We start from the raw sequence: 13,308 nt of genomic DNA, 5'->3' as shown, positions 1-13,308 counted from the left end.
CTTGAGGTCTTGAGGTCTTGAGGTCTTGAGGTCTTGAGGTCTTGAACTATTTTAATTTTTTATATGACTATAAAAAACAGTAAAAACAATGTTGGCGGAGTGGACGGGACTCGAACCCGCGACCCCCGGCGTGACAGGCCGGTATTCTAACCAACTGAACTACCACTCCGCTGTATTGCTTTCTTCAAGTTTTACTACCTAAGTAGACGGTACTTAAACCCGTGATTTTACTTTTGAATGTTAGTATAAAAGATGTCACGCCTTTTATAGTTAGGTCATTCAAACCTTATTCTTAATTTAAACAATGTTGGCGGAGTGGACGGGACTCGAACCCGCGACCCCCGGCGTGACAGGCCGGTATTCTAACCAACTGAACTACCACTCCGCTGTATTGCTTTTGAATGTTATAATAAAAGATGTCACGCCTTTTATCGTTAGGTCATTCAAACCTTATTCTTTACTTAAACAATGTTGGCGGAGTGGACGGGACTCGAACCCGCGACCCCCGGCGTGACAGGCCGGTATTCTAACCAACTGAACTACCACTCCGCTGTATTGTTTTAAACGTTTAGTAAAACTAGGTGCTTAACCTTTGATTAATTGGCGGAGTGGACGGGACTCGAACCCGCGACCCCCGGCGTGACAGGCCGGTATTCTAACCAACTGAACTACCACTCCGCTGTATAATCAACACATTCGTCAACAAGTCGTTGAATGCGGCGGAGATAATACGGTTAAGACGCAGAGCAGTCAACCACTTTTTTAATATAATTAACTGTATGCACGTTTGATGTACAATACGGAGGAATTACATTCAAAAATGGCTTTATTTAATTGGCTATTCATCATTTTTTGTTCTTTTTTCGGCGAGATATAAAGTAAAAGACTAACGCAATAAGGACGATTCCGACGTTTGCAACAGCAATAATAATATAAGTTTGTAGATCTTTTTCACTTTTTGCGCTTTCTTGTTCGACTTTAGCTTCTTGCAACTCCATGGCTAATTGTTTAGCTTTTTCCTCTGCTAGTATAATTTTATCGGTAATAACAACATCCGCTTTGTCTACAGGGAGTGATGTCATTTCACCATTAGCATTTAGGGTCGGCATCACTAAGCCCGTTTTACTTTCTGCATTAAAGGTAAATTGTTCTAACACTAAACGGAATTCGCGGCCGTTAATTGTTTTGCCAAAAACACTCACTTGTATACGATGAACACCTGACTCGGTGTAAGCAAGTTCGTAAGTACGTAAATTTCCTTTTCCTTCCATAATAGAAAATGGTACTTCTTGACGGTCTGGAAAAATAACTTTCCCTTGAAACAAAACACTATCCATATCTACATAAGTGGGGTCGATAGTAAAGATGACCTTGTGAGACTTCCCGACTTCCATTACGGGTTCAACAGAAATGGTAATTGGTGTCTTTTGCAAAATAATGGGTTTTTGTCGTAACTCTCGAGTAGCCATCGGCATAATAACAGAGTAAATAGGTAGCCATTCACCCGGAGCAAAAGCAAGTTCAAATTCGCCGGTAAAGACACCATCCTTGGCATACTCATCTAAGTCACGGCCATCATCACGAAACTGCGCTATTTTAATGGGTTCAGCACCAAAATTATCATACGCAGAATTATTGGTACTAAAAAAATCTACATTGAGGTTAATAACGTCACGAAAGAGTGGATCGTCAATAGCTTGTTCTCCATTATAAAGGTGCCCTTCAATTTTTAAGGTTTCTCCCGAGAGGATAACCTCAGGTAAGGGGTCAACTTTAATAGTGACATCAGTGACAACCATAATGTGGCTTTGCGGTAAAATATCACCAATAGCCTGCCAAGGGCCGGGCATTGGATTTTTAATGGTGATTAAATCAAAAGTACGATCATCAAACCAAGTGATTTTATCTTTAGGTAAATTATTAATTTTAATTTTGGTGCCATCAGGGCGCACAAGTATGATGGGTGGCGTGCCACTTCTTCGATAAAATAACAGAGTTATTTCTTCAAGCAAGGCATCTATTTTAAACCGATTTTCAAAATAAGGAATAGCATTGGTAACATTATCTGATTGGTAATAATCAATTTTGGTTTGTTGTCCATAACTTGGTATAGATATCAATAGAAAGGCTACTACTATGATAATAAAAAGTTTTGACTGACCTATTTGGGCCATATTGGTTCGCTCCCTTTTTCAGCAACAATCGCTAATCTTTCACTATGCTTAATAAGTTCATCGGCAGAAGCTTGGATAACCTTTAATTTTGTTCGTTGTGCGGGTAAACGACGAATAGCATTACTGTCACCTGATTCGCTGCCTGCTGATAGATTTAACACGGACTGCTTACGCGTCATCTCTACATAAACAAACGCTAAAAGTTGAGCATCGATTAATGCACCATGATAAGTGCGGTCGACTAATTTATCGACACGATAGTAACGGGCTAAATAATCTAGGGTCTTTGGTGAACCAAATTCATCTTTTGAAACATGCAACGTATCTATAACAGTACACATATCACGAGTGTTGGGAATATTTCGCTTTAATAAAGCAAATTCATTGTCCATAAAGCCGATATCAAATTTAGCGTTATGAATAACAAGGCGTGCACCTTTAATAAATCCGATAAAGTCATCGGCGACTTGACTAAATAAAGGTTTATCACGAAGGAACTCATTGGTTAATCCGTGAATATTGATAACTTCCTGATCCATTTCAAATAATGGATTGATATAAACGTGAAAACTACGACCGGTTAACTGTCGGTTGATCATTTCAACACAGCCTACTTCAACAATTCGGTGCCCTTCCCTAGGATTAATACCCGTTGTTTCTGTATCTAATATAATTAATCGTTCATCTTGCTGTACAGCTTGTTCGTTATTCATTGTGATTTCATCACCTTTTTTTTGGGTCAGGAAGTGGCTCTGGAAACTCAGTAATATTTATTGTAAATTTTTTACTGAGATTTAACATGATTATAAGCGCTCCAACAATAATAGCTTGGGTAATTAACCATGTTAATGACAGTAAATGCCAATAAAAAAAGCCAACTAAGCAAATAATCAAATCAAAAAGTAAGGCGAAAGTGAGAATACCTTTACCATGGCGCCATGATTTTTTAACCCAACCTTTCGCATTTGGCCGCCGTAAACTTAAGACAAGGACAATAAAAACACCTAACGCCCCAGAGCCTAAGCTTAAATAAAACAATGATGTTTCAGGGTATATCCATTGAATAATACCAACACGGTCTTTCATATTGGTTACCGACATTAGCCAAACAACATAACCCCGTAAAATAAAAATCAAGGCTACGTAGACCCATTTTGATATTTTCAAACAATCAAAATTGTCAAAATCTTGCACCGAATAAGCAGAGTAATTATGTTTACTCATCAATATCATGACCGCGCTTTTTTGTATGCTCTATTCTTAAGTGCTCTTGTGCGGCGGTAATAGCTTTTACTGCTCGGGATCTAAATTCACGATAAAATAAAGTATAAACAACCAGTAAACTGGCAAAAATAAATAACGCAGGATGAAAAAACCAACACATTGCCGCAATAGAAAAATAATAAGAACGTAATCCATAATTATAAGAATGTGCGGCTTGGTCTTGTACTATTGCCATTTGTTTTGCATAGGCACGCAAGTTTTCATCTTCGCCTAACTCATCATAAGGCGCAGCACCAATCATGACATTTAAAAAGCCATACTGTCGCATAGACCAAGTAAATTGAAAAAAGGACATAATGAAAATAAAAGCTAAGACACCTAATTTTAATTGTATCGCCGCATGATTTGGAAAATCAGCATAGGGAATTGAACCTATTACCGCTTCTAAACGTTCGACTTGAGCGAATAGAGTCAATACACCGGCTAAAACCAGTAAAGTTGTTGAAGCAAAAAAAGCAATATTTCGCTCCAAATTTGCTAACAACGCAGCTTCACCAACACGAATATCTCGCGTCATTAGCTCATTCATCCAATGAATTCTATGTTGATGAAGACATCTGGCGATACAATTAGTGTTTTTTGCCTTGACACGAGCAAACCAAGTGTAACCAATCCAACAAGTTACAAAGCATATAAAGGCAAGAATATCGAGTAAAGTAAGTGGCATAATAATGAAGAACTAGATAACAGGCATTCCATTATGCAGGAGAATATTTATAGATTCGAGCTAAATTTTCTACGATTAAGCATGCAAAAAATGTTAGAAAAAACCATTAATCGTATTCCTTATACCAGTTATCGTAATTCCTTTGACAGAAAGTCTAACTTTCTTCACCATCGCCGGTAAATCTATTACTTAAGTTTACCGTCAGTATTGCAGATAAACTTTGTGCAAACACTTTCCTTTGGAGCATCAATGTTCACTGTCAAATTCAGCCATATTTTGACTATTTCCACTTTATTATTTTCTTTTCATTGTAAAGCTAACGCGCAACAGTCAACCCAAATCCCAAGGATTTCAGGTAAAATAACCATAGATGCTAAATTAGATGAAAAACAATGGCGCCATGCAAAAAAAATATTAATCAATAACGTTACTCGTCCATACGACAATATACCTAGCCAAGTTCATACCGAAGCGTTATTAATGGAAGATGGCGGTACTTTCTATATTGCTTTCATTGCTGAAGATCCCAACCCAAGCCAAATTCGAGCGTTTTACCGCGATAGAGATCAATCATGGGGTGACGATGTCGTTGGCATAAAAATTGACACTTATAACGACCAACGTTCGGCTTATCGATTTTTAGTCAACCCTTTAGGCTCTCAAATCGACGGTGTCGAAAATGAAATAACGAAAAGTGAAAGTGATTCTTGGGATGGCATCTGGGACAGTGCAGGAATAATTAACGATAAAGGCTATATAGTAGAAATGGCTTTACCCCTTCGTATGCTTAACTTTACTGAAAAATCGTCATTACAAGATTGGGGCATTGAATTAATGCGTTTTTATCCGAGAAACGAATTTTTTCGTTTCTCAAACGTCCGCCTTGAACGAGATAACGACTGTGAGTTATGCCAACTTCACACGATTGAAGGCTTTACGGGGGCAAAACAAGGCGATAACTTAACCGTTACGCCTTCACTTGTTACCGGCGTTAATGAACAAAGAGAAAATAATGAGGATTGGCAGAGTGAAACCAACACAGAAGCTAGCTTAGATGTTCGTTGGGGAATAACACCTGACTGGGTGTTGAATGCCACAATTAATCCAGACTTTTCAACAGTTGAAACAGATAATGCTCAGTTAAATATCAATAATAACTTTGCACTTTTCACCCAAGAAAAAAGACCGTTTTTTCTAGATAATGCTGATTACTTTGATTCAAATTATAACCTGATTTATACCCGAAATATTAACGCGCCAAACTACGGTGCTAAATTAACTGGTCGAGAAAATGATCACTCCTTTGGTTTATTTGTCACCGATGACGACAGTACCAATATTTTAATCCCCGGTAATAGAGGCTCTTCCATAGCGAGCATCGAAGGCGAATCAAAAGCAAGCGCTTTTCGCTATCGTTACAATTTTAACGAAAACATCACTATGGGGACCGTAAGTACCATACGTACCGCCGAAGATTATCAAAATATAGTACACAGTGTCGGCAGTCAAATTAGACTTTCAACGGCTGATGTCTTTAAGTTTCAAGCGCTTTATTCAACTACAGAATATCCTGATAACTTATTTGAGCAATTTTGTAATGCCGATGATAGCGACGATTCAAGTGAGTCAGACAATTGCCATGCGCCACCAGAAAACATTGACTGTGGCTATAGTCAATGTGATTACAATGAGCAGGTTTTACGGACCTTAAAAGATGATAAGTTTAGTGGTAGTGCCTTTAAAACAAGCTATTCTCACAATGACCGAGACTGGTATTACCGCGTAACATACGATCAGCAAAATTCTGGCTTTCGTGGTGATTTAGGCTTTATTCCTAATGTTGACTACAAGCGTTTTTCTGTTGGTGGTGATAGAAAGTGGTATGCGAAACCAGGCGAATGGTGGACGAAATTTAAAATATATTCTGATTGGGATATCACCCATAACGACAATAATGAATTGATTGAAAAAGAATTTGATATCAACGCTCAACTAAATTCAAGTATGAATTCATACTTCCGCTTTTCTTATTCAAACCGTGATTTAGTCGGTTTAAGAAAAGATAAAAGTATTTTAGCCATTGACGGTAACACCACCTTATTTACCGAAAATCAATTTTCACTCTTTGGTGAAGTTAATCCAATGCTAGGTCTATACTTTAACAGTAACTTTAAATACGGCGATGCCATTGATTACAGAAACAACCGTCTTGGCCGTACTAAACAGTGGAGTTCACAGGTAACCTTAAATGTTGATAAGCATTTAGAATTAAATATCAAACATACCTTTAATCAATTAGATGCCACTAATAATAACGTCGATGCGACCAGTAACAACGTCTTTACTGCAAGATTGACCGATTTTAGAGCAACGTACCAATTTAATGTATTAAGTTTTTTACGGTTTAGTTTTATTTATAATAATACCAACAGAAATATTAATAATTATATTTACACGGATCCCGAAGATATTACCCAAAGCAGGAAGAACGTCTCAACTGAATTGTTGTACGCCTACAAGTTGAATTCGCAAACAGTTTTCTATCTAGGCTATTCGGATAGACACTTCACCGAAGAAGATTTTAGCGACTTAAATCAAAATAAACGTAATCTCTTTATGAAGTTTAGCTATGCTTGGATGAAGTAAAAATAAATAAAAATCTCATCAGCTTTTACGTAAAGTCGCCATTTGGCGACTTTTTTATTGCCTGCTAATAATAGAGCTAGAATAATTAATGATTGTTTTAACTGCATTTTTTTGACACAATTTATCCAGAGTCACAATATAAAAATAATAAAATGTAACCCTGGAGAGAAAATGTTGTTGTTAAGAAGTAGCTACAAAGCCTTAGTAGCTAGTATATTCTTACTATTTTCACAGAATAGTTTTGCTGAACAAAATGCCCAAGAACAAACAATTAATAAAATCGATCATTTATCGATACCTTATGCTAAAACAAAAGTCACCATAGACGGCAACATCAACGAAGAGGAATGGTCTCAGGCATTATCCATAGAGCTCAACATTGTTAATTCCCCTTGGAATAATAAGCCTAGCCCAGTTAAAACCACCGCAAAAATATTTGAAAATGGCGAGACCATTTATATCTCTTTTATTGCCCAAGATCCCAACCCAGAAGAAATAATTGCCTACTTAGGTGACCGAGATACACGACTCGAAGACGATGTGGTGGGTATAAAACTCGACACTTACAACAATCGACGATTAAGTTATGAACTCTTTGTTAATCCTTACGGATCGCAAATCGATAGAATAAAAAACGAACTCACCGGTGATGTCAATTCAGCTTGGGATGGTATGTGGCAATCGTTTGGCAAAAGAACAGCGAGTGGCTATCAAGTTGAAATGGCTGTGCCCTACCATGCATTGAACTTTGCTGACACAGATGAAGAAAAAACCTGGGCAATTGAGTTTATTCGTCTCTACCCGCGCGACTCTCGCCTGCGTATATCTCATATACCGCTCGACCGAGACAATGATTGTTGGTTATGCCAAATACCTGAAGCAAAAGGTTTTAAAGATGCAAAAACCGGTAACAATTTAACAATCACGCCAGCAATAGTGGCAAGTAAAAATGATACTCGTGACATTTACGACCCACAAGATGAATGGCAAAGCGATAACGACACCGAAGCGGGCGTTGACTTACGCTGGGGTATTAATGCCAACACGCTATTAAACGTTACGGTAAACCCAGATTTTTCGACAGTAGAGTCTGATGCGGGACAACTTAGCGTTAATAAAACCTATTCCTTGTTTTATCGTGAGGCTCGCCCTTTCTTTGTAGAAAACTCAGATTATTTCTCTTCAAATTTTAATTTAGTTTATACCAGAAACATTGCCGACCCTGATTATGGTGCAAAATTAACGGGTACTAATGACAACCATACCTATGGTGCTTTTATTAGTCATGACACAGAAACTAATTTTATTGTGCCAGGGAATACCGGATCACGTTTAAAATCGTTAGATGAAGAAAGCCACTCTGGCGCATTTAAATATCGCTACGACTTTTCTGAAGACTTTTCATTAGGTGCAATTAGCACCTTAAGAAAGTCTGATAGTTATCAAAATACCGTTGCCGGTATCAATACCAAATATAAAATGGATGACTCGAATGCTATTCTTGCACAAGTTGTTCATTCAAACAGTGACAATTCAATAGAGGAGTCGACTGATTTTGCCGACCAAGCGGTCAAACTTAGTTATGAGCACAACTCGGAGTATTGGTCGGTAAGTGCTGAACATCAAAAAATAGGTAAAGATTTCCGCGCTGATTTAGGTTTTATGCCCCAAGCTGATTATCAAGATGAGAGACTATTAGTTGACCGTTTCTTTTACAGTGAAGGCGACAGCTTTTGGCAAGAAGCAAAATTGTCAGGTCAGTGGCAAATTAAACACAATGAAAATGGTGAATTGCTCGAAAAAAGTTTGGCTTCGAGTTTTACGATTGATGGCCCTAAACTTTCACAATTTGATATTATGTTTACCTATGCAGATAAAATAGGGTTACGTAAAAGTGAGTTAAATCAATTGAATGGCGGCCTCGCAGCAATTGAGTTTGATGACTCTATTGACGGTAATACCGACCGGTTTACTGAAAAGCTTTTGACTATGTTTGCGTATATAAAACCAACAAGATACCTTTATGGTGAAGTTTATTTTTCTTTTGGTAAAAAAATAGATTACCAAAATAATCGCCTCGCTGATTATCAAGAAATTTATGCGAACACTCGCCTTAACCCAACCAGTCATTTAGAGATTGATTTTTCTTATACTTATGAAACTCTCGATACGAGTCAAGGTAATGTATACGATGCGAACATAGTGGAATTAAGAGTTTCTTACCAATTTGATGTGAACAGTTATCTTAAATTAAATGTTGTTTACTACGATGTAGATAAAAATCCAGATAATAATATTTCAGCTTATTCGAACACCAATAGTGATTTATCAACACAATTAATTTATAGCTATAAGCTTAATCCACAGACAGTATTTTTCTTAGGGTATTCAGACACTAGCTATCAAGATGACGACTTAACTACGTTAAGGCGTGGTGAACGTACTTTGTTTACTAAAGTTAGTTACGCTTGGATGCCTTAGCACCTTATTAATCGATAAATAAGTTTAGTTTGATAGCGGTTATCAAACTAAACTTTATTTTACACTGCGACTTTAATAAAAGCTCTGTCGTTGTTTGTCTACGGAAAATCAGCGCTATTCAGACGATTGATTAACACATCGTTTCATCAATTATCAACTATCAATCAAACCTTCTACCTGCCTTCTGCCATGTTCTGCAACAGTAGTAAGCGTTGTTGTTCCTGCGAAGAAGCTTGATAGGGCAAATCGCTTAAACTGTTGACTGCAAAACCTTTTATTGCATGTTCATCAATTGAACTATCACCGTACTTGGTCGGTTCACCGGGAGCAGGTGACATTAATTCAATTGAAAAAGTTGATAAGTAAAATGGCGCTTGCCTGCCTTGTAATACTGACCGGTGAGCTTTTAAATAAAGATGACTATTGCCCTTATTGAGTTTTGCTTTGCTAACTAAGTGGGCGATGGGTTGGTAATTGGCATCAAATAAATTTGCCCGCATTCTATATAGGCCTTGCTCTCTAGTGGTTAAATTAGCTTTTAATACCATATCAGCATCTTCATTGTAGGCCGGTTCAAAACTTTCTAGGGTAGCAACTGAATCAACATATTTAAGTGCTAGGGTAATATTAATATTCTTACCGTTAATTTTCGCCTTAATCGATGCTTGCAATTCTCGTGGCAAATCTCTTTTACCGGTAAAGTGTGAATGCCAGTTTTCTTCACCCTGTTCAAATTGACTAGTCAATAATACTTTACCTGTAATGATATCGACAAGTTGCAGTTCTGCGCCGGTAATATTTTCACCGGTTAGTGTCGCAAAAACGACTTCGGGATAGGTATAACGATATTTTGATAATGCGGCACTTACTTGAGTGCCATTGTCGTCGACTAACATAGATTGTGGATTAAAAAAATTAGGGGTTAAGCGGTCAAAATCTTTATCCGTTAAAGGTTGTGAATAGGGTGGAAAAGTTAACTCTGCCGCATACGCTTGTGCAACAAGTACTGCTGAATCGTTTGAAGTGATTTTATTAACTGTAGCCTCGAGCGAACTATTATTACTTGGCGGCTGTTCTGGCAAGCTAGTTGTCTTAATTGGAATTTTTTTTATCAAGGGTTCATTAACAATCGTTATTTTTTGCGGTATTGATGGCCAAAAGAGCCAAACAACAACGGCGATAGTAGATATAACACTGAATTTTTTTAACAATGATTTTTTTTTCATAACGGCTTTACTCTTTTGCCAAGACACTGTTGATTTTCCTTGATTAACCTAGAAAACCAACAGCCTTAACTATATTATTTAATTCGGAATCGCGTCATAAATGAGCGTTGACATACTGTCATCATTCGAATTTTCAACATAGAGATAATTACTCTTCCAAAGCCACCAGCCAGTCGTTTTAGTATAAGTGTCAAAGTAAATACTTTCTCCTGACAGTAGGTTTTTCTGATTACTTGCTGCCGTCACTTTACCTTGCTGTTGTGGCTCAAGTAACGAACCATGACTATAAGCTTTACCCATAAGCATTGGATAATGGTATGGCATAAAACCATTAACGGCATTACCTTGCTGTTCTATTTTACCATTTAACGCGATACCGTTACTGCAGCTACCGTATCTTGCTTGGCGATTAGCTCCGCAAGAGGAGTGCGTACCAACAACACCGTCGTCATTACCTTGAATAAATGGGCTAGTAACCCCTAAATATTCACTTGCATCACCGACAAAGCGTAGACGAGGGATCCTCGCATCTGGTAATGGTGCAAGTTGTCTAGCGTTATTGACTTTTAAGTCATTAAGTACGCCCATTTCATCGCCAAGATCGCCGCCTAACCAAGCCTCTAATGCTGCCTCAATGACAAAAGACCACGTTTCTGTACCCTCAGCAACACTTACCGCCACATCAGCAAGTTCACTACCACCACCTGCGCCGGCAATGTCAAAAGTTGCAACAATATTCAGTGGTGCTAATCCAGCATTTTCCAACCAAGTTTCTTGGTTATCTATAATATACCGTGCCACTAAATCACCGGTTGAATGTGTTACAAAGATGCAACCCGGTGTACAAAAGTTACTTTCAGAAAATGATTTCAACTTTGGCCAAACATAGTCTGTGGCTATTTTACCTTCTATTCGTTCATATGAAGGCCAGTCAATACGGGCATCACTGAGGTTATTCCAATAGCCTTGCCAGTAATTTTGACCACTCGCCGTAACGTCACCATCAACAATAAGTTGTTGTGGCTGAAAGCCATGGATAAGTACTATTTTATATTCTTTACTGTAAGAAGCTGCTGAGCAGAATGTCAGGCAGATCCCTGCTACAACCGTTATACGTTTGATTATATTCATTATTTCCCCAAATTATTTTAAATTTTATTTTATAATTATATTTTTACGTCTTATTTTTATTGGTACTACAACTCATCGGACGTTCGACCAGTTAAAATTGATAATAGTCCAATGACCATTTATTAGTCAATGGCTAATTATTTATAATTTTGATAGTTTATTGACAATTTATTGATAGTTTATTGATAGTAAAAGCAAGGACACTTTCAGAAGAAATCAACAAATTTTAAAATAATACCATTAAAAAAAGAGGTAAATTAATTCAAGCGCTGAACACTTTTTACTTATTAGCATAAAGAAGCGCCACCATAATATTAAAACCACTTTTAAAAAGCTTGTTTGTTATTCGCCAAGCTATCATTGGGGTTTAACAGCAATTATAATTAAAGAATAAAATAGGTTATTATCAAAAAGAACGATAATTACAGGCTAATAACACACTAACTTAACTAAAAAAGCATTTCTATATTCTTTTTTTGTATATAAGTTAACAAAATATCACTTCTTTTATTTCTATAAAGCGCTAACCTTGTGCTATTAAAGTAAATAAAGCTTTATTAAGGAGCTACCATGACGACAATATTTGAAGATAACTCAACCACTATAGGTAAAACGCCTTTAGTAAAACTTAACCGTGTAACTACCGGTAATGTTTTTGCAAAAATAGAATCAAGAAATCCAAGTGCGAGTATTAAGTGTCGTATTGGCGCAAACATGATCTGGGATGCAGAGAAGAAAGGCTTATTAACACCTGGTAAAGTAATCGTTGAGCCAACAAGTGGTAATACCGGCATAGCCCTTGCATTTGTTGCAGCAGCTCGAGGTTATGGCATTACGTTAACTATGCCACATACCATGAGTTTAGAACGCAGAAAGTTATTAGCGGCTTTAGGGGCTAAACTTGAATTGACCGATGGCGCCAAAGGTATGAACGGTGCTATAGCTAAAGCGCAAGAAATTAAAAATTCAGATCCAGACAAGTATGTTTTATTGGGGCAATTCGACAACCCTGCCAACCCTGAGATCCATGAAAAAACGACTGGTCCAGAGATCTGGGCAGATACCGATGGTAAGATTGATATTTTTGTTGCCGGTGTTGGAACAGGCGGTACCATTACCGGTGTTAGTCGTTATATCAAAAATATTGCCGGCAAAAACATTATGTCTGTAGCTGTTGAGCCTACTGACTCACCGGTTATTAGCCAAAAAATGGCGGGTGAAGCATTAACACCTGGCCCACATAAAATTCAAGGTATTGGTGCTGGTTTTATTCCTGGTAACTTAGACTTAAGCATGATCGATGCTGTTGAAAAAGTGACCAACGATGAAGCCATGGCAATGTGTCACCGCCTAATGAAAGAAGAAGGTATTCTTGCGGGTATTTCTTCAGGTGCCGCGGTTGTTGCCGCTAAACGTTTAGCTGAGAAGCCTGAAAACAAAGATAAAAATATCGTTGTTATTTTAGCAAGTTCCGCTGAACGTTACTTATCAAGTCCATTATTTAGTGATGAGTTCACTGATAAAGAACTTGTACAATAGTATTGACATCATCAAAATAAAAAGACGCTGAGGCGTAATGCCGATCAGTTAAGCAATTTATAGCTTGATTAATTTGCTAATGAGATCAAAATCCAGTGATTGATATCACTGGATTTTTTTTATGCAACTTTCTACCGCGCTTTCTTTAGTTAATTCAAAT

General features: G+C 37.5%; 9 protein-coding genes and 4 tRNA genes. 3 read left to right on the top strand and 10 right to left on the bottom strand.

Annotation, left to right across the window (positions count from 1 at the left end; all coding sequences use genetic code 11):
* Positions 1-92: 92 nt before the first annotated feature.
* The 8 genes from H4J69_RS18830 to H4J69_RS18795 all read right to left on the bottom strand — a co-directional run bounded on the left by H4J69_RS18830 (position 93) and on the right by H4J69_RS18795 (position 4,125).
* A tRNA-Asp gene (locus tag H4J69_RS18830) sits at positions 93-169 on the bottom strand.
* A 139-nt stretch (positions 170-308) separates the two neighbouring features.
* Positions 309-385 (bottom strand) — tRNA-Asp (locus H4J69_RS18825).
* Positions 386-472: 87 nt separating this feature from the next.
* Positions 473-549: transfer RNA gene (locus H4J69_RS18820), tRNA-Asp, on the bottom strand.
* Positions 550-601: 52 nt separating this feature from the next.
* A tRNA-Asp gene (locus H4J69_RS18815) sits at positions 602-678 on the bottom strand.
* A 167-nt stretch (positions 679-845) separates the two neighbouring features.
* A complete protein-coding gene (locus H4J69_RS18810; protein WP_182216150.1) occupies positions 846-2,174 on the bottom strand; it encodes a TIGR03503 family protein in 1,329 nt (442 codons plus the stop codon).
* Positions 2,162-2,887 (bottom strand): DNA polymerase III subunit epsilon, encoded by a 726-nt coding sequence (gene dnaQ / locus H4J69_RS18805; RefSeq protein ID WP_182216152.1) that lies wholly within the window; start codon positions 2,885-2,887, stop codon positions 2,162-2,164. The genes H4J69_RS18810 and dnaQ overlap by 13 nt, the downstream gene beginning before the upstream one ends.
* Positions 2,888-2,897: 10 nt before the next feature.
* A complete protein-coding gene (locus H4J69_RS18800) occupies positions 2,898-3,398 on the bottom strand; it encodes a DUF2919 family protein (protein WP_182216154.1) in 501 nt (166 codons plus the stop codon).
* Complete coding sequence (locus H4J69_RS18795) at positions 3,391-4,125, bottom strand: DUF599 domain-containing protein (RefSeq protein ID WP_182216155.1); 735 nt, start codon at positions 4,123-4,125, stop codon at positions 3,391-3,393. The genes H4J69_RS18800 and H4J69_RS18795 overlap by 8 nt, the downstream gene beginning before the upstream one ends.
* A gap of 249 nt (positions 4,126-4,374) precedes the next feature.
* Here H4J69_RS18795 and H4J69_RS18790 point away from each other — a divergent pair, with 249 nt between their 5' ends.
* Positions 4,375-6,771 (top strand): carbohydrate binding family 9 domain-containing protein, encoded by a 2,397-nt coding sequence (locus tag H4J69_RS18790; RefSeq protein ID WP_182216157.1) that lies wholly within the window; start codon positions 4,375-4,377, stop codon positions 6,769-6,771.
* A 171-nt stretch (positions 6,772-6,942) separates the two neighbouring features.
* Positions 6,943-9,252: a carbohydrate binding family 9 domain-containing protein gene (locus tag H4J69_RS18785; protein WP_182216159.1), complete on the top strand. Its 2,310-nt coding sequence runs from the start codon at positions 6,943-6,945 to the stop codon at positions 9,250-9,252.
* A 173-nt stretch (positions 9,253-9,425) separates the two neighbouring features.
* On the opposite strand, the gene H4J69_RS18780 is transcribed toward H4J69_RS18785, so the two are convergent.
* Positions 9,426-10,478, bottom strand: coding sequence for a hypothetical protein (locus H4J69_RS18780; RefSeq protein WP_182216161.1), 1,053 nt, complete (start codon positions 10,476-10,478; stop codon positions 9,426-9,428).
* A 78-nt stretch (positions 10,479-10,556) separates the two neighbouring features.
* Entirely contained in the window at positions 10,557-11,609 is a 1,053-nt protein-coding gene (locus H4J69_RS18775) for a hypothetical protein (protein ID WP_182216162.1), read from the bottom strand.
* A 570-nt stretch (positions 11,610-12,179) separates the two neighbouring features.
* Between H4J69_RS18775 and cysK the strand changes: the two genes are divergently transcribed.
* Entirely contained in the window at positions 12,180-13,148 is a 969-nt protein-coding gene (gene cysK, locus H4J69_RS18770) for a cysteine synthase A (protein ID WP_182172979.1), read from the top strand.
* Positions 13,149-13,308 lie beyond the last annotated feature (160 nt).

The organism is Colwellia sp. BRX10-9 (assembly GCF_014077405.1).
Lineage (GTDB): Bacteria > Pseudomonadota > Gammaproteobacteria > Enterobacterales > Alteromonadaceae > Colwellia_A.
This window is presented reverse-complemented; position numbering and strand designations above follow the sequence as displayed.

Bases quoted from the DNA above. Each gene is read 5' to 3' on its own strand.
- H4J69_RS18810 (WP_182216150.1), bottom strand. From the start codon at position 2,174: ATGGCCCAAATAGGTCAGTCAAAACTTTTTATTATCATAGTAGTAGCC.
- dnaQ (WP_182216152.1), bottom strand. From the start codon at position 2,887: ATGAATAACGAACAAGCTGTACAGCAAGATGAACGATTAATTATATTA.
- H4J69_RS18800 (WP_182216154.1), bottom strand. From the start codon at position 3,398: ATGAGTAAACATAATTACTCTGCTTATTCGGTGCAAGATTTTGACAAT.
- H4J69_RS18795 (WP_182216155.1), bottom strand. From the start codon at position 4,125: ATGCCACTTACTTTACTCGATATTCTTGCCTTTATATGCTTTGTAACT.
- H4J69_RS18790 (WP_182216157.1), top strand. From the start codon at position 4,375: ATGTTCACTGTCAAATTCAGCCATATTTTGACTATTTCCACTTTATTA.
- H4J69_RS18785 (WP_182216159.1), top strand. From the start codon at position 6,943: ATGTTGTTGTTAAGAAGTAGCTACAAAGCCTTAGTAGCTAGTATATTC.
- H4J69_RS18780 (WP_182216161.1), bottom strand. From the start codon at position 10,478: ATGAAAAAAAAATCATTGTTAAAAAAATTCAGTGTTATATCTACTATC.
- H4J69_RS18775 (WP_182216162.1), bottom strand. From the start codon at position 11,609: ATGAATATAATCAAACGTATAACGGTTGTAGCAGGGATCTGCCTGACA.
- cysK (WP_182172979.1), top strand. From the start codon at position 12,180: ATGACGACAATATTTGAAGATAACTCAACCACTATAGGTAAAACGCCT.